We start from the raw sequence: 19,699 nt of genomic DNA on the forward strand, positions 1-19,699 counted from the left end.
CCAGGGCGGCGGCGCGAGGGGCCGCCGCGCCACGGCGATGGGCGGGCGAGCGGACGGGCCGGCGTCCGTGCTTGCGGTCATGGGTGGAGGCCGGCGATGCAAAACAGCATGGCGCCTGCGAATCGGCGGCGGCGTCATGGCGGCCAGCCTGCTGCTTCCCGCACCGGCATACGGGCAGGATGGGCGGCCGGCCGGATCGTCGCCGGACGGTTTCCGTACGGGTGAATACCGGGCACTGTGGGCGCTGGAAGCCGTTCATGCCGCCGATGCGTATGCGCTCGGCTACACGGGCAAGGGCGTGCGGGTCGCGGTGATCGACGATGGCGACTTCCTGGACCACGCCGAGTTCGCGGACCGCGTGGGCCCGTGGACGCAAAGCGGACCGAGCCGCTCGGCACCGGCCTGGCGGGTGGGCGGCCACAGTACCGCGGTGTCCGGCGTTCTCGGGGCGGCGAAAGACGGGCGTGGCATGCACGGCATTGCCTACGATGCCAGCCTGGTGCCGATCGCGAACGAAACGATGGCCCGGGCCCAATCGGCCCTGGCGATACGCGATGCCATCGATCGCGGCGCCAGGATACTCAACGGCAGCTACGGCTACGACGTCTTTCCCGACCTGTACGCCGATGACGGCCAGGGGAATATGAAACCGCGCTCGCAGCATATGCAGTCGTTCTATCTGCGGGAAGGCGGCGACGGCTTGGCCGCGCACAGCGACGAGGTAGAGGCCTTGCGCTATGTGGCGGCGCACGATGCGGTCATGGTCTATTCCGCCGGCAACGATTTCGACAGGCATCCGGTCGCGGCGGCGCATCCGGCCAGCACGCCGCTGCTGCCTTATATCCGTCCGGCAAATCATTTCACCGGCGTGTACCGCATCGTCGACGAGGAAAACGTGTTCTACGACCCGCGCTATCGCGCGGAGGATTATGCCGCGCTCGACCCGTCGGATAGCCGCCTGGGCCGCCTGGACTTCGGCGATGTGGAATCCGCGGTAATCGCGGTGGCCGCCGTCGGCCCGTCGAAGCGGATCGCGTCGTACAGCAACCGCTGCGGCGTGGCGTGGCGCTGGTGCATCGCTGGGCCCGGCGGCGACGAGCCGCAGCCCGGCCTATCGTGGGAGTCGTCGGGCATGTATATGCCGCAAACGCACGGGGGCTATTCGGCGGAGTACATGGTCGGTACCTCTTTCGCCTCGCCCATGGTGGCGGGCGCGCTTGCCGTTACGCAGCAGGCATTCCCGTATATGACCATGCGGCAGATTCGCGAGATCGTATTGACCTCTGCCGACCGCGGGGGCCATCTGGCCGACCGCATGGTTTACGGCTGGGGGCTGCTGGACCTGGGCCGTGCGGTAAAAGGCCCGGTGCTATTCGGCGGCGATGGGTTCGCGCCCATCTTCGATGTCGATACGCGCGGCCACGACTCCTGGTGGTTCAACGACATCGACGGGCAGGGAGGACTGACCAAGCGCGGCGCGGGCCTGCTGGCGATGATGGGGCACAACCGCTATACGGGACCCACCAGGGTGAAGGGCGGCACGCTGGCCGTGCACGGTTCGATCGCGCGATCGGCCTTGACGGTGGAGCGCGGCGGTACGCTGGCGGGTTCGGGAACGGTCGGCGACGCGGAAATCTTCGGTACGGTGGCGCCCGGCCAGCCCGGTGCTGCCTTGCGCGTGGCAGGCGATTATGTGCAGCATGCGCAGGGCGTATACCTTGCCGTCATCAGCGCGGATGGTACGTCGTCGGACCGTATCCAGGTGCGGGGCAAGGCACGGCTGGACGATGCGGTGCTGCGGATCGCGGGCCTGGGGCCGCATGCCATCGGGCGGGAATATACGGTGTTGCAGGCCGCCGGCGGCATCCAGGGAAACTATGCGCGGCTGCCCGATCCCTATCTGTTCCTGGACCTGGAACAAGGCCTGCGCGATGCGGACCCCACCCGCTACCGCGTTGCCGTGCGCCGCAACGCGACGGCCTTTGCCTCGGCGGCGCATACGTCCAACCAGCGGGCAGTCGCGCGAGCGCTGGATACGGCGGCCGCCGGCGTCGCGCCTTTTGACCTGACGGTGATGGCGACACAGGTGGACGGCCTGGCGCGCCGCTTCGATCGCTGGTCCGGCGAAGCGCATGCCAGCACCTTGGGCGTTTTGAACACGCAGTCCGCGCAGGCACGCGAAGGCATGCTGGGCCGCGCGCGCGCGATGACGGGCGGTATCGCATCCGCGCAACCGCAGTCTGTCGTCCTGGACGAGACCGGCAAGGCAACATGGGCGCAGTATGTGGGCGTACGCGATCGCGCGTCCGGGGATGGCGAAGCGGCCGGCGTCGATGCCACCCGCTCGGGCCTGTTCTTTGGCGCCGACATGCCGTTGCAGGGCGGCGTGCGCGATGGCGCCCGTCTCGGCCTGATGGCGGGGTATACCGGCGGCGGTATCCGGGTCGGCGATCGCCGCGGCACCGCCAAGGTCGACAGCTACACGCTGGGAGGCTACGGCAGCGCGCCGTTGGGCACGCCCGGCAAAGGCAGCGGCCAGGCGGGCGCCACGCTGCGCTACGGCGCCTCGTACAGCTGGCACGCCGTATCGAGCAGGCGCGATACGGCCGGTCTGCAGACGGCCGCGGGCCGCTACAAGGCGGGTAGCGCGCAGGTATTCGGCGAAGCGGGCTTGCCTTATGCCATGGGTGCCGTCACGCTCGAACCCCATGCCGGTCTGGCCTATGTCGATACGCGCCGCCGCGCCTTCGACGAATCGGGGGACGCTGGCCTGCGCGCCGCCGCCGCCGGGCAGCGGCTGGTGTATTCGACCCTGGGCCTGCGTGTTGCCGGCGGCCGGACCTTGCGGGACGGCACGCGGCTGTCGCTGCGCGGTGGCGCGGGATGGCGGCACGCCTATGGCGAAACGACCCCCATGGCGCGCATGCGTTTCGAGCAGGGCGCCGCTTTCGATGTGCGCGGCGCCCCGCTCGCTCGCGATGTCATGCTGCTGGAGGCGGGCGCCACGCTGCATGCGGATCGCGGAATGCGGTTAAGCCTGGACTACACGAGCCAGGTGGGGCGGGGCGTGCAATCCCACGCCGTAAGTGCGAACGCGGCCTGGATGTTCTGATGGGCCGCGTGCGCGGCGGTATGCGCCTGCTCATGTCGCCCTGCGTCGCGGCATCGCCCGGGTCGCCGCTCAGGCCTCCGGCCCCCTGGGCCTTCCGGCGGCGTGCGCCATCAGGCTGCCGGCGTCGGCTGTCCGTTCGAGTGCCCAGACGCCATCGATGATGGCTTGCGGGTCGCAGCCGGTATTGCCGTAGGCGCAGAGCTCGCGCAGCTTGCGTTCGAGGTCCGTGTCGGCAAGCGGGTTGGAGGCCGACCCTCGCGCCGCGGCGACCCGATGCGCGAAGATGCGGCCGTCGTCCAGCGCGATGCGGACTTCCACCGCATCGATGGCGTAGTGGGGGTCGTCGTGGAAGTGCAGCCGCGTGTCCAGGACATGTGCGCGCGGGTCGGCGACGGCGGCGTCGGAGAACTCGGCCAGGCCGGCGCGCCCATGCAGCAGGCAGGCGGCGACGGCATGCTGGGCACTGACCTGCGATTCCCGCCCCGTGCGTGCGCCGGGGCGATCGGTGCGTTGGCGCAGCAGCGGGTGGCCGTGCAGGTCCACGCGCGCCACGCGCGCCAGGTCGACGGCGCCCAGCGCCGGGTCGCCGCGCAGGGCGAGCACAGCCTCGATCACCGGGTTCAGCACGACGCCGCAAGGGTAGGGCTTGTAGGTGTTGCCGCCCAGCTCCCAGCGCTGGCCCAGTTCGCCGTTCAGTTGCGCCGGGTCCGGGGAATCCGACAGCACCTGCAGGACTCCGCGCGGCCCTTCCAGCGGCTGGTCGGGCCCCGTGTAGCCTTCGCGCGCGAGCAGCGCGGAAAGCAGGCCGTTGCGGGCCGCATTGCCCACCGCGATGCTCTTGGCCATCGTGCCCAGGGTCTCTACCAGGCCGCCGGTCTGGTTGCCGGCGCTGGCCAGGGCCCAGCCGGTACGGCAAGGATCCAGCCCCAGCAGCCGGGCGGCGGCGATGGCCGCCCCGAATACCCCGCAGGTCGACGTGATATGCCAGCCTCGCGTGTAGTGGCCCAGCGTCAGCGCCTTGCCCATGCGGCATTCGATTTCCGCGCCCAGTATGAAAGCGTGCAGCAATTGCGCGCCGGTGATGGAGCGGCATTGCGCCAGCGCGAAGACCACCGGCGCGACCGGCGCGGTCGGATGGATGATGGTGGCGGGGTGCGTGTCGTCGAAATCGAAGACGTTGGCCGCCATCGCGTTCAAGCTGGCTGCGTGCAGGATATCGGTGCGCTTGCCGCGTCCGATGATATCGGCCTGCCCGCCGGCGCTGAACGGCGCGAAGACGCGGGCGGCGATGTCCAGGGTGGGGTCGGTGGCGCCGGCCAGTGCCACCGCGAAGTAATTCAACAGCGAACGCCTCGCTTCATGGCGCACCGTCTCCGGGATGTCTTCCCAGCGCCACTCCGCCCCGAATCTGGCGACGTCCCGTGTCAGGGGGCCGAAGTGGTCCAGGCGGGATGCGTGCGACATATCTGCTCCATGGAGAGGTGCGCGGTACGCGCGGGGTATCGCCTGCGGATCGCCGGCCGCGCGGCGCGTAACGGTGCGCTATCTTGGATGATTGTATGATTGACTGAATATATCACTTCAATGACATTCCAGTAATACAATCATACTTTCATGCTGGACCAGAACATCGACTCGCCCGGGTTTCCGCCACGGGCCGCTGGAGACGAAAACGATCATGGAGAACGATGAGGCGCTTGCGCCATCGCTGCGCGGCAAACGTGCGCTGGTGACCGGGTCGGTGGCGGGACTGGGCCATGCCATTGCCGCCAGCCTGGCCGCGGCCGGCGCGGACGTGATGTTGCATGGCCTCGAACCGCCGCAGGTGGCGCGGGCGGCGGCGGATCGATTGGCGCGCGAAACCGGCGCGCGGGTACTGCTGTCGCGCGCGGACCTGACCGACGTCGGCCAGATCGAGGCGATGATGGCCCAGGCCGAGGAAGAGCTGGGCGGTATCGATATCCTGGTGAACAACGCCGTGGTCCGGCATTTCGCGCCGGTGGACCAGCTGCGCACGGAGCAGTGGAACGAGGCCCTGGCTGTCAACCTGTCGGCGGCTTTCCATGCCGTGCGGCTATCCCTGCCCGGGATGCGCGAACGGGGCTGGGGCCGCATCGTCAATATGTCCTCCGTCTACGGCGCCGGCGCCACTCCGGACAGGATCGCCTACATCACGACCAAGACGGCGCTGATCGGCATGACGCGCGCCATCGCCATCGAAACCGCGCGTACCGGCGTGACCTGCAACGCGTTGATGCCCGGCACGGTACCGACGCCGCCCATCGTGGAACGGATCGCCGGTATCGCCGCCAGTCGGGGCATCTCCGAGGCGGAGGCGGCGTCGGATTACCTGCGGGCACGCCAGCCCACCGGCCGTTTCGTGGCGATGGAAAGCGTCGCCGCGATGGCGATGCTGCTGTGTTCGACGGCCGGGGCCGACATCACGGGCGCCATGTTGCCCGTCGATGGCGGCTGGACGGCCGCGTGAGCGGCCCGTCCGCATGAATGGCGCCGCGGTCCCGCGGGCGCAAGCACCTGTACCTATCGCAATGAATGGAGACGACGATGAACGATAAGGCAAAACCCCATCTGGGCTTCGTGGGCATCGGCCGCATGGGAACGCCCATGGCGCGGCGCCTGCTGGAAGCCGGTTTCCCGCTAACGATCCACGACAGGCAGGCCGAGGCGGTACAGGACCTGGTGGCGCTGGGTGCCCGCGCCGCGGACACACCGCGGGCGGTGGCCGACGCGGCGTCCATCGTGCTGGTCTCGTTGCCGAAACCGGATATCGTCACCGAGGTCGCGCTGGGGGCCGAGGGGCTGATGCATGGCAAGGCGGTACGCATCGTCGTCGACCTTTCGACGTCGGGCGCCCAGGCGGCGCAACGCCTGGCGCGAGGCCTGGGCGAACACGGGATCGCGTCGGTGGATTGCCCGGTCAGCGGGGGAATAGGGGGCGCGGCCAAGGGCACCCTGGCCTTGATGCTATCCGGGCCGAAGGAGGCCTGCGATACGCTGGGTCCGGTGCTGGAGGTATTGGGAAAGTCCTTCTACATCGGCGAACAGCCCGGGCTGGCGCAGACCATGAAGGTGATCAACAACCTGGTCTCGGTGACCGCGCTGGCGGTCACGTCCGAAGCGCTGGTGATGGGCGTCAAGGCGGGACTGGACCCGGACATCATGGTGCAGGTCATCAATTCCGGATCGGGTCGCAGCAACTCGTCGGAAGACAAGATTCCGAAGTACGTCCTGAGCCGCAGCTTCGGCTTCGGCTTCGCCATGGGGCTGTCCGCCAAGGATGTCGGCCTGTGCCTGGCGGAAAGCGAGGCGATCGGCGTACCGCTGCGCGTCGGCCGCGCCGTGCGCGAGCTGCTCGATGACGCGGTGGCGCGCCTGGGCGACCAGGCCGACATGACCGAGATCGTGCGCCTGGCCGAGCAGGCCGCGGGCGTGGAGGTCCGCGGCAAGGCGGCGGGCAAGGGCTGAGGCACGGCATGCGTGCCGGCCGGCAATAAAAAAACCACCACGAGGAGACTGCTTTGACCCGTTCTGAACGATTTCGCGAACTGCTCAGGAAACCGCCGTTCGTCTGCATGGGGGCCCACGACGCCGTGACCGCCATGCTGGCCGAACAGGCCGGCGCGCCGGCCATTTATGTCAGCGGCTTCGTCGCGTCGGCCATCGTGGCCGGCAAGCCGGACGTGGGGCTGTTGTCGCAGACGGAGATGTTCGACCATATCCGCCGCATCTGCCGCGTGACCAGCATCCCCGTGTTCGCCGACGCCGATACCGGCTACGGCGGTGTGCTCGATGCCCAGCGCACCATCCAGCTGTGGGAAGAGGCCGGAGCCTCCGTCCTGCACCTGGAAGACCAGGCGGTGCCCAAGCGGTGCGGGCACTTCGCCGGCAAGCAACTGGTTTCCAAAGAGGAGATGACGCAGAAGCTGCGCGCCATGCTGGACGCGCGCACCGACCCGAACTTCTTCGTCGTGGCGCGCACCGACGCGATCGCCGTCACGGGGCTTGCCGATGCGCTGGATCGCCTGGAGGCGTATTCGGAGACCGGCGTCGACGGCCTGTACGCCGACGCACCGGAAAGCGTCGAACAGATGCGAGAGATCGTGCGCCGGTTGAAGCCGCTGGGCAAACCCATCCTGTTCAACATGGTGCGATCCGGCAAAAGTCCCTATCTGTCGCTGAAGGAGATCCACGATATCGGCTTCGACTATGCGCTGTGCCCGGTCGAACCCATGCTCGCCATGCACAAGGCCGTCAAGGAAATGATGGAGACCTTCATGCGCGAAGGATGCTCCACCAACGCCATCGCGGACCGCCTGACGTCCTTCGAGGACTTCAACGGCTTCGTCGGCCTGGATCGTATCGCGCGGGAAGAATCCCGCTATGCCGTCCAGGGTTTCATTGGAGACAAACCATGAAGCAACGTATCATCGCAGCGTTCATCGCCTCCACGCTGGGGTTCATCGGTACGGCGGTACAGGCCCAGGCCGACAGTTTCCCGGACAAGCCCGTGACCCTGGTCGTGCCATATTCGCCGGGCGGGGGCAGCGACAATATCGCGCGCGCCGCCGCGAACTTCCTGTCGCAGTACTGGAAGCAACCCGTCATCGTCGAGAACAAGCCCGGCGCGGACGGCATGATCGCCACCCGGCAGGTCATGCGGGCAGCGCCGGATGGCTACACGCTGCTCATCTCGATCCCGGCCATCGCGGCGCTGAAGTACATCAACAAGGCGATGGACGCCGATCCGCTGGTGGAATTGCGTCCCGTCAGCATGCTGGCATCGGGTCCCACCGGCATCGTCGTGAAGGGCGGAACCGACATCCGGACGATCGACGATCTGAAGAAAGCGTGCGCCAAGAGTGCCGCGCGCTGCAGCTGGGCCAGCGGCGAGCCGTTTACCTTGCTGGCGGGGACGGGGCTGGTGGAGAAAATGGGCCTTAAGGACATGACCAACGTGCGCTATGCCGGCACGTCGGCGGCCGTCAATGACATCATCGGCGGCCGGGTCACGATGGTCGTCACAGGGCTCTCGTCCGTGGTGCCGCATCACAAGGCCGGCACCATGAAAATCCTGGCACTCAGCAGCGACAAGCGGCTGCCGGAAGTCCCGGATGTCCCCACCTATGCCGAGAGCGGCCTGGGCGACGTGGATTTCACCAATAACTGGTATGGCATCTTCGTTCCGGCAAAGACGCCCGATGCCGTCGTCGGCAGGATTGCGGACGGCATGCGCCTGGCCGCCAGGGATCCGCAAGTCCTGAAAGTGCTGCAGCCGCTGTTGATCCAGCCGGTGGGAAGCTCGCCGGAGGAATTCGCCGCGACCGTCAAGCGCGCGCAGGCCACCGTCGACAAGCTGTCCAGCCACCTGACCCAGTAGCGTTCTCGCTGCCGCGAGGGAAGGCGCCCGGGGCGGCGGCCGATCTTCAATAAATCTCCTTTTTTCGCGGTGCGCGCGTCGGGACACGCGCACCGCGGATGCCCGTCCGCCCGCCGGCGGACGATTCAGTTTCGTGAAAACAAAAGTTCACGGACTCGTCATCGGCTCGTGTTGAAGTTGCGCTCGATTCATGGCCAGCGCTGTTGCGCCGGCATCCATCAAAACGAAGAGAGCTCGACATGACGACCACACGACGCCTTCCTTTCAAGCAGCTGATCGCCGCGGCCACCCTCGCCGTAAGCTGCGGCGCGCACGCCGCCCAGACCAACCTGCTGGAAACCGGCTCCACGCTGCTGTATCCGCTGTTCAATCTGTGGGTGCCCGCGTATACGCAGGCCAATCCCGATGTGAAGATCACCACACAAGGGACGGGCAGCGGTACCGGGATCGCGCAGGCGATCTCGGGCGTGGCGCAGATCGGCGCTTCCGACGCATACATGAGCGATGCGCAGATGAAGCAGAACCCGAACATCGTCAACATCCCGCTGGCGATTTCGGCGCAGACCGTGAACTACAACCTGCCCGGCCTGAACGGTACGCATTTGAAGCTGGACGGGCCGGTGCTGGCCGGCATCTATGACGGTTCGATCAAGAACTGGAACGATGCGAAGATCGCCGCGCTGAATCCCGGCGTGCAGCTGCCCGATCATCCCATCGTCACCATCCATCGGGCCGACGGCAGCGGCGATACCTTCATCTTCACGCAGTATCTGGCGTTCACCACGCCGGCATGGAAGAATGCCGCCGGCTACGGCACGTCGGTGAGCTGGCCCGCCGTGCAGGGCGCGGTCGGCGCCAACGGCAATCCCGGCATGGTCCAGGCCGCCCAGCAAACCCCGTATTCCATCGCCTATATCGGGGTGAGCTTCCATCAGCAGATCGACGAGGCCGGCCTGGGCACCGCGATGCTGAAGAACCATTCCGGAAAGTACCTGCTGCCGACCACCGCCACCGTCAATGCGGCGGCCGCCGCGATGGCCGCGAAGACGCCCAAGGACGAGCGATTGAGCCTGATCTTCGCGCCGGGCGAGAACTCCTACCCCATCGTCAACTACGAGTACGCCATCGTCAATACGCACCAGGCCAACGCCGCCGCCGCCAGCGCCTTGAAGCAGTTCCTGAACTGGAGCATCAGCGCGACCGGCGGCAATTCCGATCAATACCTGAACGCCGTGCGCTTCGTGCCGCTGCCGTCCAAGATCGCCGACCTGAGCCGCGACCAGATCCTGAAGATCCAGTAACTGCCCATAAGCCGCCCATGCCGGATGACGTCGCGACGTCATCCGCGCGGGGCGGCGCCGGCGTCCTTTCATGCGACTCTTCCGTATCGGTCTTGGATGCTTCGCCGCGCTCGTGCCGCTGGCGCTGTTGTCCCTGTTCGTCTTCCTTGCCGTCTATGCGTGGCCGGCGATCCGCTTCAATGGCCTGCATTTCCTGGTCTCCGATACCTGGAGCCTGGGCAATCTGTACGCCGATCCCGTGATGCGGGATGGACAGGCGGTCCCGGCCGGCGCGCATTACGGCATCTGGGTGTTTATCGTCGGTACGCTGGCCAGCTCCGCCATTGCGCTGGTCATCGCGGTGCCCATGGGGATCGGGGTGGGGCTGTTCGTCTCCGAATACACGCCGCCGGCGGTGCGCCATGTCTTCGCGCAGATCGTCGAGGTCCTGGCCATGGTCCCCAGCGTCGTCTACGGCCTGTGGGGCCTGGAAGTGCTGGCGCCGCTGGTCTACAGGAACATCGCGCCCCTGATCGCCAAGGTCTTTTTCTTCGTTCCGTTCCTTTCGGCGCGCGCCGGCTCCGGCTATGGCCTGTTGACGGCCGGCCTGGTCCTGGTGCTGATGGTGCTGCCCGTCATTTCGAGTACCTTGCTGGAAGCCATGCAGCGGGTGCCGCGCGAGCTGCGCGAATCGACCATGGCGCTGGGCGCCACGCGGACCGAAATGGTGCGCAAGATCCTGCTGCCGGCCGTGCGCGTGCCCTTGATCGGCTCCGCGATGCTGGCCATGGGGCGGGCGCTGGGCGAGACCATGGCGGTACTCATGGTCAGCGGCGGGGCGCTGAACTATCTGCCCAATACCCTCTACAGCCCCATCACCAGCATGGCGGCCTTCATCGCCTCGCAGCTGGACAGCGCCCTGCAGGACCCCAGCGGCATGGCCGTGCGGTCGCTGGCGGAGATCGCGTTGGTTCTGCTGGTCATTTCGGTCATCGTCAATGTCATCGCACGCCTTCTTACCCGACACGCTCTCGCCGGCGCCAACGCGTGAGCGCTTCCCCGCCATGGCGGCCGCGCGCCGTCGCGGCGATGCCGTCTTCACACTGCTGTGCCTGGTGGCATTCGCGCTGGTGGTCCTTCCGCTGGCCAGCATATTGTGGACGGTGTTCGCGCGCGGCGCCGACGCGCTGACCTGGAGCGTCTTCACCGAAGTCACGAACGGCATCAGCGGCGGCCTGCTGAACGCGATCGAAGGCACGCTGGTGCTCAGCCTGGGCGCGCTGGCGTGGGCCGCGCCGGCCGGCGTGGCGGCCGGCATCTACCTGGCCGAGCACGGCCACGGCGCATGGGCCGCCATCGTGCGCTTCCTGGCGGACGTGCTGGTGGGGGTGCCTTCCATCGTGTTGGGCTACGTCAGCTACATCACGATGGTGGTCTGGCTGGGTTGGCAATTTTCCGTCCTGGCGGGCGTGATCACGCTGGGCGTTCTGGTGCTGCCCTACATCGTCCGCTTCACCGAGCTTTCCATGCGGCAGAATCCGCCGGCGCTGCGCGAGTCCGCGTACGCGCTGGGTTGCCGGGAATACGTCGCCACGCTGCGCATCCTGCTTCCCGCCGCGCGCTCCGGCGTCGTTACCGGCATTCTGCTGTCGCTGGCGATCTCGGTGGGCGAGACCGCGCCGCTGATCTACACCGTCGGGTGGTCCAACTATCTGTGGACCGGCAGGCTGACGCAGGAGCCCATCGGCTACCTGACCTATGTCATCTGGAGTTTCATCAACCAGCCGTTTCCTTCGGCGCATGCGCTCGCCTATGCCGCGGCGGTGCTGGTGGTGGCGGTGGTGCTGGCCATCAAAATCCTGGCCAGGGTGCTGTTGCGCAGGCGCGGTGGCTGACGATGCGGCCGCCGCGTGGCGAATGTTGCGGTTTCGTGTCGGCTCGCGCGCGCGCGGGAATATATATGAGACGTATGACCGGACGTTGTCACCTTGCCATCATTTTCCGCGCCTAAAGTAGATCGCGATTCGCCATTGCCTTACTCCACCCGTCCATTTCCCGCCCATCATGAAACTCCTGAAAATCTCCGCCACCCTCGCGCTCTTCTGCGGCCTGGCCAACGGCGCGCACGCCGCCGGCACCTGTCCCGTGGATGGCCCCGTCCGCTTCGGTGTCGAGCCCTACGAGTCCTCGCAGCGCCTGCTGCCCGTGTATACCGACCTGGCGAAGCTGATAGGGAGCAAGATCGGCTGCGACGTGACGCTCTACCTCGCGACGAGCTACAACGCCGAGATCGAGGCCATGCGCAACAAGAAGCTGGAGTTCGCGCAGTTCGGCCCGCTGGGCTACGTCCTGGCGCACCAGGTGGCGCAGGCGCAGGCCGTCGCCAGTTTCGTCGGCCCGAACGGCAAGCCGGCGACCTACTATGCCTCGATCGTGACCTGGCCCGGCTCGGGCATCTCCACGATCGCCGACGTCAAGGGCAAATCGTTTGCCTATTCGGATCCGGCTTCGACTTCGGGCCACCTGTTTCCCGCCTACGGCCTGCGCAAGAACGGTATCGATCCGGATCATGGCGTCAAGGCGATCTACGCGGGCAGCCATACCGCTTCCTACGAGGCACTGCGCAACCACAAGGTGCAATCCGGCGAGCTGAACAGCGAAGAGATTTCCAGCGCCAAGCTGCACAACGAATACGATCCGAAGGGCTTCGTGACCTTGTGGAAATCCGATGAGATTCCTCTGGATCCGCTGGTGGTGCGCGGCGACCTGCCGGCGGACTTCAAGGCCAGGCTGACCGCCGTCCTGCAATCGCTGGACTTCCGCGAATTGCCCGAGGCCGACCAGAAGTTCCTGGCCGCCAACGCGACCCCCGCGCTGAAGACGGTGCCGCAGACGGACGATTCCTACAACCTGATCCGCGATCTGGTATCGACGCTGAAAATAGACCTGACCAAGCTATGAGCCTAGGACACGCAACCCCTATGGAAATGGCCCTGGACGCTACGCTGCTGGGCTCCGGTCCGGGCCCCTCGGCGTTCGAGCGGTCCATGGCCGCGGATCGCCACGGACGCCTGACGGTGCGCGAGCTCTCGATGCGCTATGCCGATGGGCATCTGGCGCTGGATCGCTTCGACCTGTCGGTGCGGGCCGGCGAGATGGTGGTGATCCTGGGCAGCAACGGCTGCGGCAAATCGACCTTCATGAAGTGCGTGGTGGGCCTGAACCGGCCCACCGGCGGCTCGGTCGAGGTTGCCGGACGCGATCTCGCGACGTTGACGGGCAAGGCGCTGCGGGCAGCGCGCATGCCGATCGCGTTGATTTCGCAGAACGCGAACCTGGTCAAGCGCCGCAGCGTCCTGGCCAATGTCTGCGCCGGCACGCTCGGACGGCATCGCACCCTGGCCTCGATGTGCGGCCGGATACCGCGCGTCGAGGTCGAACCGGCGTTGGGTTTCCTGGATGAAGTGGGCTTGCTGCACCTGGCAAGCCAGCGGGCGGGCACGCTCTCCGGCGGCCAGGCGCAGCGCGTGGCCATCGCGCGCGCGCTGGCGCAGCGGCCCCATGTGCTGTTGGCCGACGAACCCGTCGCCAGCCTGGACCCGGAAGCCGCCGACGAAGTCATGCGCCTGCTGCGCCGCCTGTCCACCGACGACGGGCTTGCCGTGGTGTGCGTCCTGCATCAGCCGGAGCTCGCGACGAAGTACGCCGACCGCCTGGTGGGCCTGCGGCGCGGCCGCATGCAGTTCGACGATCCCGCATCCCGGGTATCCATGCAGCGCATCTCCAGCCTCTACGCTTCCTGATTGCCATCCATGTCCCGCGTCCTGCCCGCTTCCGGCCCGTCCCCCGTCCTGTCCCGGACACGTACCGTCTATCCGGCCCTGCTGGCGATCCTGCTGATTGCCGTGTTCGTCCAGGCCTGCATCGTCGTCCAGGCACGGCCGCAGGACCTGATCACCGGCGTGCATGGCATGGCCGACATCCTTGCGCGCTCCCTGCCGCCCGCCTTCGACCAGTTCATGCCCAGCCTGCAGCCGGCGCTGGAAACCGTGGACCTGGCCATCTTCGGCACGGTGTTCGGCGTCTTGCTGGCCTTCCCGCTGGCCGTGCTGGCCGCCGCCAACGTGACGCCATCCCGACCGCTGTACGTCGCGGCGCGGACGGTAATCGGCGTATGCCGGGTGGTGCCCGACCTGGTGTGGGCCTTGCTGTTCGTGACGGCGGTGGGGCTGGGACCCTTCCCGGGGGCCCTGGCGCTGGCCGTTCATTCGGTGGGGATGCTGGGCCGCCTTTTCGCCGAGGTGATAGAGGACATGGATATGGGCCCCGTCGAGGCCTTGACGCTGACCGGCGCGAGCCGGATGCAGGTGTTCACGCACGCGGTGGTGCCGGGCGTGCTGCCCTCGCTGCTGGGCATCAGCCTGTTCCGCTTCGACGAGAACCTGCGGTCTTCGCTGGTGCTGGGTTTCGTCGGGGCCGGCGGCATCGGCTTCCAGCTGCTGACGGCGATGAACCTGTTCCAGTACCAGACGGTCTCGTTCCTGCTGGTGATGACGTTCGTGCTGGTGGTCTGCGCCGAACGCATGTCCGCCTTCCTGCGCAGCCGCGTGAGTTGACCGTTCCGGCCGGCTGCCCTTGGCAGCCGTCCCGTCCCACGGCGATACTACGCCTCAACGATGCGATGCGGGGAGGCAGCGCTTATGTGGTTCGTCGATCGAATGGTCTGGCCGGCGCTGGCCGGTATATGGGCCCTGCGCCTGTTCGCCATGGCTGCGATGCCCTTCGTGGATACGTCCGAACCGCGCTATGCGGAGATCGCCCGGCTGATGGCGGCATCGGGCGATTGGATTACGCCCTGGTTCGCGCCGGACGTGCCATTCTGGGGCAAGCCGCCGCTGGCCTTCTGGATGCAGGCGCTGTTCATCAAGATGTTCGGCCTGTCGGAATTGGCCATACGGCTGGCATCGCTGCCGCCCATGATCGGCATGCTATGGCTGGGCCATGTGCTGGCGCGCCGCATGATATCGCGCGACGCGGCGGTGTGGTGGCTGCTGATCTTCAGCACCATGCTATTGCCGGCGGCGACGGCGGGCGCGGTGCTGACCGATCCCTATCTGGCCTTCGCCGTTACCTTGAGCATGGTGTCGTTCCTGCTGGCGCGGCACACGGCCGGGCGGGGCTGGGGCTATGCCTTCTTCGCTGGATTGGCCATCGGACTGTTGGCAAAGGGCCCGGTCGCCGTGGTCCTGGTGGCGGGCGCCATTGTTCCCTGGCTGCTGTGGTGCCGGCTCTTCGCTCCCGCGGACGCGCGCCCCGCGCGGCGCCTGCCCTGGATCGGCGGCATACTGCTGGTCGCCGTGCTGGCGCTGCCCTGGTATGCCGCCGCGGAACTCAAGACGCCCGGCTTCCTGCGTTATTTCATCCTGGGCGAGCACTTCTACCGCTTCGTGGATCCCGGATGGAAAGGCGATATGTACGGCTCGGCCCATGACAGCGCCTACGGGGCCATCTGGCTGCAATGGCTGGTCGCGTCGCTGCCCTGGGGCATCCTGGGATTGCTGGCGCTTGCCTGGCGCTGCCGGCGCTGGACTACCGTCCGCGAGCGCCTGCCCGCGGTCCTGCGCGACACGCGCTGGACCTACCTGCTGGCCTGGTCGCTGGCGACGCCCCTGTTCTTTACTTTCTCGGGCAATATCCTTTGGACCTATGTGCTGCCGGCGCTGCCGCCGGTGGCGCTGTTGATCGCCGCCGCCGTGCCCGCCGCATCCCGGCCGGCCATGCGCAGGGCCATTCTGGCCTGCGTGGCGGTGGTGCCGCTGGCTTTCGCGGTGGTGGCGCTGGCGGCGATCCTCAGTCCCGAACGGTTCAAGACGGAGAAAGGCCTGGTGGCCAAGGCCGCCTCCATGCAGGCGCCCGGCGAACCCCTTTACTTTGTCGGGCGCGTGCCGTTTTCGGGGCGGTTCTATTCGCGCGGCACCGCGCGGGCCGTCCCGTTGGAGCGGCTGGGCGATGTCATCGCGCCGGCGGGCGGCCGGGTTTTCGTGGCGGTTGCGCGCGACGACGAGGGCGAAGCCGTCGCCCGCCTGCCGCGCGACGCGCGCGTCGTCCACGTCAGCCGGCTGCGCCTGTTGTTCGTGACGGGCGAGCCGCGCGGCGCGCCTTAGCGCCGCCGGGGCCTAGGACGCGGCATCCGCCAGCGTTTCGACGACATCCCCGTTGAACCGCGCGCGCCAGGTGCGCAGGCGGTGTTCGGGATATTCCACGCAGAGTCCATCGCGCAGGCGGAAATGCTGCTTGTACAGGGGCGAGGCCACCACCAGCTCTCCTCCCAGGTGGCCGACGATGCCCCGGCCCAGTACGTTGGCGCCGGACTTCGGATCGCGGTTGTCGATCGCGTACAGGGTCTGGCCTTCGTTGCCGGGGACGTAGAACAGGGCGATCTGGGCGTCGTCGACCAGGGCGACGACGCCGGAGTTGCCGACCAGGTCGCGGCGGTGGCAGACGGGGCGCCAGCCGGCCTGGGGGGTATCGGGTGCATGCATCAGGCGATCTCCTCGACGATGGGGATGGCGCGGATTTCATCCGGCCGGGCCGGCCGGGGCTGGCCGCGCTCCTGCACGAAGCGGATGTCCGGGTCGGCACGCCGGTCGTTCACGAAGGTGCGGAAGCGCTTGAGTTTTTCCGGGTCTTTCAGGGCGTTCGCCCATTCGCATTCGTAGCGGTCGACGACCAGCTGCATCTGCGCTTCCAGTTCGGCGCCCAATCCCAGGCTGTCGTCGATGATGACGGCCTTCAGGTAGTCCAGGCCGCCTTCCAGGGAGTCGCGCCATACCGACGTGCGCTGCAGCTTGTCCGCGGTACGGATATAGAACATCAGGAAGCGGTCGATATAGCGGATCAGGGTGGCGTCGTCCAGATCGGTGGCGAACAGCTCCGCATGGCGCGGCCGCATGCCGCCGTTGCCGCACACGTACAGGTTCCAGCCCTTTTCGGTGGCGATCACGCCGACATCCTTGCTTTGCGCTTCCGCGCATTCGCGCGTGCAGCCGGACACCGCGAACTTCAGCTTGTGCGGCGCGCGCAGGCCCTTGTAGCGGTTTTCGATGTCCAGGGCCATCCTGACGCTGTCCTGCACGCCGTAGCGGCACCAGGTGCTGCCCACGCAGGACTTCACCGTGCGGGTGGCCTTGCCATAGGCGTGTCCGGTCTCGAAGCCGGCGGCGATCAGCGCCTCCCAGATGTCGGGCAGCTCGTGCAACTGCGCGCCGAACAGGTCGATGCGCTGGCCGCCGGTGATCTTCGTGTAAAGGTTGTACTTCTTGGCGATGGACGCGATGGCCAGCAATCCGTCCGGCGTGACTTCGCCGCCCGGGATGCGCGGCACCACCGAGTACGTGCCGTTCTTCTGCATGTTGGCCATGAAGGTGTCGTTCGTATCCTGCAGCGGGACCAGGCTGGGATCCTGGATGGGCCGGTTCCAGCAGGAGGCGAGGATGGAGGCGACGGCGGGCTTGCAGATGTCGCAGCCTATTTTGCCGCGTCCGTGGCGCGCCAGCAGCTCCTCGAAGCTTTCGATGCCTTCGACGCGGACCATGCCGTAGAGCTCTTGCCGCGTGTATGCGAAGTGCTCGCACAGGCTTTTGTCGACCGCCACGCCACGGCGCGACAGTTCATGTTCGAAGACCTGCTTGAGCAGGGCGGAGCATCCGCCGCAGCCGGTGGATGCCTTGGTGCAGGACTTGATGGATGCGAGGTCCGTACAGCCATCGTCGATGGCGGCGCAGACCGCGCCCTTGCTGACGTTGTGGCAGGAGCAGATGGTGGCGGTGGCCGGCAGGGCGTCCGGCCCCAGCGCGGGCGCGCCTTCGCCGGCCGGCAGGATCAGGCTGGCGGGATCGGCGGGTGGCGCGATGCCGTTTTGCGCGTATTGCAGCAAGGTGTCGTAATAGCTGTTGTCGCCCACCAGTACCGCGCCCAGCACGCGCTTGCCGTCGCCGGAAACGACCAGGCGGCGGTAGCTGGCGCCGGCTTCGTCGATGTAGCGATAGCTGACCGCGCCGGCAGTCTTGCCATGGGCATCGCCGATGGAGCCGACGTCCACGCCCAGCAGCTTGAGCTTGGTCGACATATCCGCCCCGCTGAAGGGTTGCGCATCGCCGCCGCACAAATGGGCCGCGGCCGTGCGCGCCATCTGGTAGCCCGGCGCCACCAGGCCGAACACCATGCCGTTCCACAGCGCGCATTCGCCCACGGCATAGATATGTTCGTCGCTGGTGCGGCAATGGTCGTCGATGACGACGCCGCCGCGTTCGCCCACCGCGAGGCCGGCGGTACGTCCCAATCCGTCGCGCGGCCGTATACCCGCAGAGAACACGACCAGATCGGTTTCCAGCGGCTCGCCTTCCGCGAATCGCATGCTGTGGCGATAGCGCAAGCCGGGCTTGATCGCCTGCGTGGAGCGCGACAGGTGCACGCTGGCGCCCAGCGCCTGGATGCGCGACTTCAGCGCGGCGCCGCCGAAATCGTCCAGCTGCACCGGCATCAGGCGCGGCGCGAACTCCACCACATGCACTTCCAGGCCCAGGGTCTTCAGCGAGTTGGCGGCTTCCAGGCCCAGCAGGCCGCCGCCCACGACCACGCCGCGGCGGGCGCCGGCGGCCGCCTCGCGGATCAGGTCCAGGTCGTCCAGGGTGCGATACACCAATCCGGCCGTGCCTTCGGCGCCGGCCACGGGCGGCACGAACGGAAAGGAGCCCGTGGCCAGCACCAGCTTGTCATAGGGCTGGCGGCCTTCATCCGTGACGATCTCGCGATTGCGGCGGTCGATTTCCTGCACGCGCGTACCCAGGCGCAAGGTCACGCCGGGACGCTCGTAGAAGGCCGCATCGCTCATCGCCATGGATTCCGCGTCGCGCCCGGCAAGGTATTCCGACAGGTGCACGCGATCGTAGGCGCGGCGGCTTTCCTCGCCATAGACAAGGATGCGATAGCGGTCGAGCGCGCCTTGCTCGATCAGTTGTTCGACGAGATGATGGCCGACCATGCCATTGCCGATCACGACCAGGGTTTGGGCGGGATGCGTGGGATGCGCTGCGTTCATGGGTGTCACCGGGGCGTAGGCATTGCGTTTTCGAAAGACAAAAAGGCGCCGACGACCGCGAGGTCGAAGGCGCCTTTGCCTGTGATGCTCAAGTTGTAATGCCGGGTCCGTTCCCGGCCCTACAACCGAAGCAATATGCATGCCATGTGCCGTGAGCCGCGCGGCAGGGGCGTCGCGGCCGTCATGCGCCATCGTGGTGCCGAATGGCGTGCATGGCGCACGGGTTTGGGGCGGGGGAGCCGTCACTACCCGCTACGGGATATCCCCGTCCAGGATGAACGGAGAGACGTCCGGGTGCAGCGCGTGGATATAGCGGCGGCAGGTGCGCATGTCGCCGCTGTAGTCGCTGCCCTGGACGATATCGTCTGGCCCGACGCGCAGCCTGACGGTGCAGTGGGCCTGGACGATGACGGGCGTCTTGACGTCGATCCGCGCGCCGTAGTCCTTGTATTTATGGCCGTTGTACAGGCCCCCGGAGGCGGCGGTGGATTGCGTGACGTAATCGGTGCGTGCTTCGTTGACGGACCAGACGAGCACCCGCATTCCCGCCACATTCTCCTCGCCTACCGGTATCCCGAGCCGCTGCATGGCCATTTCCAGATGCCGGCCGTGGAGGGTTTGCAGTCCCTGCTGGAACCGTTGCTGGGACGTCATGCAGCCTGCCAGCAGGCAACTGCTCAATACCAGAACCCGGATACCGTACTTCAATTTTTGTCGCCGCATGGAAGCTTTCCTGGTCGGGACAGGCGTGGCGACAGATAGGGGAATGCGCGCGCGCCTGCCGCAAAACCGGGTAGGCTAAGCGCGGC

Annotated in this window: 16 protein-coding genes; 12 read left to right on the forward strand and 4 right to left on the reverse strand. The window is 67.2% G+C overall.

Going from position 1 to position 19,699, the window contains the following annotated elements:
- Nucleotides 1-136: 136 nt before the first annotated feature.
- Nucleotides 137-3,112: an autotransporter domain-containing protein gene (locus CAL28_RS07260; protein ID WP_176463911.1), complete on the forward strand. Its 2,976-nt coding sequence runs from the start codon at nucleotides 137-139 to the stop codon at nucleotides 3,110-3,112.
- A 69-nt stretch (nucleotides 3,113-3,181) separates the two neighbouring features.
- Here CAL28_RS07260 and CAL28_RS07265 read toward each other — a convergent pair whose 3' ends face one another.
- Nucleotides 3,182-4,576 (reverse strand): MmgE/PrpD family protein, encoded by a 1,395-nt coding sequence (locus CAL28_RS07265; protein WP_094840772.1) that lies wholly within the window; start codon nucleotides 4,574-4,576, stop codon nucleotides 3,182-3,184.
- A gap of 214 nt (nucleotides 4,577-4,790) precedes the next feature.
- Here CAL28_RS07265 and CAL28_RS07270 point away from each other — a divergent pair, with 214 nt between their 5' ends.
- The 11 genes from CAL28_RS07270 to CAL28_RS07320 all read left to right on the forward strand — a co-directional run bounded on the left by CAL28_RS07270 (nucleotide 4,791) and on the right by CAL28_RS07320 (nucleotide 15,954).
- Nucleotides 4,791-5,600 carry an SDR family oxidoreductase gene (locus CAL28_RS07270; protein WP_094840773.1) on the forward strand — a complete coding sequence of 270 codons (810 nt, stop codon included), beginning with the start codon at nucleotides 4,791-4,793 and terminating at the stop codon, nucleotides 5,598-5,600.
- Nucleotides 5,601-5,677: 77 nt separating this feature from the next.
- Nucleotides 5,678-6,598, forward strand: a complete 921-nt coding sequence (locus tag CAL28_RS07275) for an NAD(P)-dependent oxidoreductase (RefSeq protein WP_094840774.1) — start codon at nucleotides 5,678-5,680, stop codon at nucleotides 6,596-6,598.
- 53 nt (nucleotides 6,599-6,651) lie between these two features.
- Entirely contained in the window at nucleotides 6,652-7,548 is an 897-nt protein-coding gene (locus tag CAL28_RS07280; protein ID WP_094840775.1) for an isocitrate lyase/PEP mutase family protein, read from the forward strand.
- Nucleotides 7,545-8,510, forward strand: a complete 966-nt coding sequence (locus tag CAL28_RS07285) for a Bug family tripartite tricarboxylate transporter substrate binding protein (RefSeq protein ID WP_176463912.1) — start codon at nucleotides 7,545-7,547, stop codon at nucleotides 8,508-8,510. Before CAL28_RS07280 ends, CAL28_RS07285 begins: the two co-directional genes overlap by 4 nt.
- Nucleotides 8,511-8,749: 239 nt before the next feature.
- Nucleotides 8,750-9,811 (forward strand): phosphate ABC transporter substrate-binding protein PstS, encoded by a 1,062-nt coding sequence (pstS, locus tag CAL28_RS07290; RefSeq protein ID WP_094840777.1) that lies wholly within the window; start codon nucleotides 8,750-8,752, stop codon nucleotides 9,809-9,811.
- A 70-nt stretch (nucleotides 9,812-9,881) separates the two neighbouring features.
- Nucleotides 9,882-10,841, forward strand: coding sequence for a phosphate ABC transporter permease subunit PstC (gene pstC, locus CAL28_RS07295; RefSeq protein ID WP_094840778.1), 960 nt, complete (start codon nucleotides 9,882-9,884; stop codon nucleotides 10,839-10,841).
- Nucleotides 10,789-11,685 (forward strand): phosphate ABC transporter permease PstA, encoded by an 897-nt coding sequence (pstA, locus tag CAL28_RS07300; protein ID WP_217906545.1) that lies wholly within the window; start codon nucleotides 10,789-10,791, stop codon nucleotides 11,683-11,685. The genes pstC and pstA overlap by 53 nt, the downstream gene beginning before the upstream one ends.
- A gap of 169 nt (nucleotides 11,686-11,854) precedes the next feature.
- Entirely contained in the window at nucleotides 11,855-12,751 is an 897-nt protein-coding gene (locus CAL28_RS07305; protein ID WP_094840780.1) for a phosphate/phosphite/phosphonate ABC transporter substrate-binding protein, read from the forward strand.
- Nucleotides 12,752-12,771: 20 nt separating this feature from the next.
- Complete coding sequence (locus CAL28_RS07310; RefSeq protein WP_254926037.1) at nucleotides 12,772-13,593, forward strand: phosphonate ABC transporter ATP-binding protein; 822 nt, start codon at nucleotides 12,772-12,774, stop codon at nucleotides 13,591-13,593.
- 9 nt (nucleotides 13,594-13,602) lie between these two features.
- Entirely contained in the window at nucleotides 13,603-14,406 is an 804-nt protein-coding gene (gene phnE, locus CAL28_RS07315) for a phosphonate ABC transporter, permease protein PhnE (protein ID WP_094840781.1), read from the forward strand.
- 84 nt (nucleotides 14,407-14,490) lie between these two features.
- Nucleotides 14,491-15,954 carry an ArnT family glycosyltransferase gene (locus CAL28_RS07320; RefSeq protein WP_094840782.1) on the forward strand — a complete coding sequence of 488 codons (1,464 nt, stop codon included), beginning with the start codon at nucleotides 14,491-14,493 and terminating at the stop codon, nucleotides 15,952-15,954.
- 12 nt (nucleotides 15,955-15,966) lie between these two features.
- On the opposite strand, the gene nirD is transcribed toward CAL28_RS07320, so the two are convergent.
- The 3 genes from nirD to CAL28_RS07335 all read right to left on the reverse strand — a co-directional run bounded on the left by nirD (nucleotide 15,967) and on the right by CAL28_RS07335 (nucleotide 19,613).
- A complete protein-coding gene (gene nirD / locus CAL28_RS07325; protein ID WP_094840783.1) occupies nucleotides 15,967-16,332 on the reverse strand; it encodes a nitrite reductase small subunit NirD in 366 nt (121 codons plus the stop codon).
- Nucleotides 16,332-18,890, reverse strand: coding sequence for a nitrite reductase large subunit NirB (gene nirB, locus CAL28_RS07330; RefSeq protein ID WP_094840784.1), 2,559 nt, complete (start codon nucleotides 18,888-18,890; stop codon nucleotides 16,332-16,334). Before nirB ends, nirD begins: the two co-directional genes overlap by 1 nt.
- 252 nt (nucleotides 18,891-19,142) lie before the next feature.
- Nucleotides 19,143-19,613 carry a hypothetical protein gene (locus CAL28_RS07335; RefSeq protein WP_094840785.1) on the reverse strand — a complete coding sequence of 157 codons (471 nt, stop codon included), beginning with the start codon at nucleotides 19,611-19,613 and terminating at the stop codon, nucleotides 19,143-19,145.
- Nucleotides 19,614-19,699: the final 86 nt, after the last annotated feature.

The organism is Bordetella genomosp. 11 (assembly GCF_002261215.1).
Taxonomy (GTDB): Bacteria; Pseudomonadota; Gammaproteobacteria; order Burkholderiales; family Burkholderiaceae_B; genus Bordetella_C.

Bases quoted from the DNA above. Each gene is read 5' to 3' on its own strand.
- nirB (WP_094840784.1), bottom strand. From the start codon at position 18,890: ATGAACGCAGCGCATCCCACGCATCCCGCCCAAACCCTGGTCGTGATC.
- pstA (WP_217906545.1), top strand. From the start codon at position 10,789: ATGTCATCGCACGCCTTCTTACCCGACACGCTCTCGCCGGCGCCAACG.
- CAL28_RS07310 (WP_254926037.1), top strand. From the start codon at position 12,772: ATGGAAATGGCCCTGGACGCTACGCTGCTGGGCTCCGGTCCGGGCCCC.
- CAL28_RS07265 (WP_094840772.1), bottom strand. From the start codon at position 4,576: ATGTCGCACGCATCCCGCCTGGACCACTTCGGCCCCCTGACACGGGAC.
- phnE (WP_094840781.1), top strand. From the start codon at position 13,603: ATGTCCCGCGTCCTGCCCGCTTCCGGCCCGTCCCCCGTCCTGTCCCGG.
- nirD (WP_094840783.1), bottom strand. From the start codon at position 16,332: ATGCATGCACCCGATACCCCCCAGGCCGGCTGGCGCCCCGTCTGCCAC.
- CAL28_RS07335 (WP_094840785.1), bottom strand. From the start codon at position 19,613: ATGCGGCGACAAAAATTGAAGTACGGTATCCGGGTTCTGGTATTGAGC.
- CAL28_RS07270 (WP_094840773.1), top strand. From the start codon at position 4,791: ATGGAGAACGATGAGGCGCTTGCGCCATCGCTGCGCGGCAAACGTGCG.
- CAL28_RS07320 (WP_094840782.1), top strand. From the start codon at position 14,491: ATGTGGTTCGTCGATCGAATGGTCTGGCCGGCGCTGGCCGGTATATGG.
- pstC (WP_094840778.1), top strand. From the start codon at position 9,882: ATGCGACTCTTCCGTATCGGTCTTGGATGCTTCGCCGCGCTCGTGCCG.
- CAL28_RS07305 (WP_094840780.1), top strand. From the start codon at position 11,855: ATGAAACTCCTGAAAATCTCCGCCACCCTCGCGCTCTTCTGCGGCCTG.
- pstS (WP_094840777.1), top strand. From the start codon at position 8,750: ATGACGACCACACGACGCCTTCCTTTCAAGCAGCTGATCGCCGCGGCC.
- CAL28_RS07260 (WP_176463911.1), top strand. From the start codon at position 137: ATGGCGGCCAGCCTGCTGCTTCCCGCACCGGCATACGGGCAGGATGGG.
- CAL28_RS07285 (WP_176463912.1), top strand. From the start codon at position 7,545: ATGAAGCAACGTATCATCGCAGCGTTCATCGCCTCCACGCTGGGGTTC.
- CAL28_RS07275 (WP_094840774.1), top strand. From the start codon at position 5,678: ATGAACGATAAGGCAAAACCCCATCTGGGCTTCGTGGGCATCGGCCGC.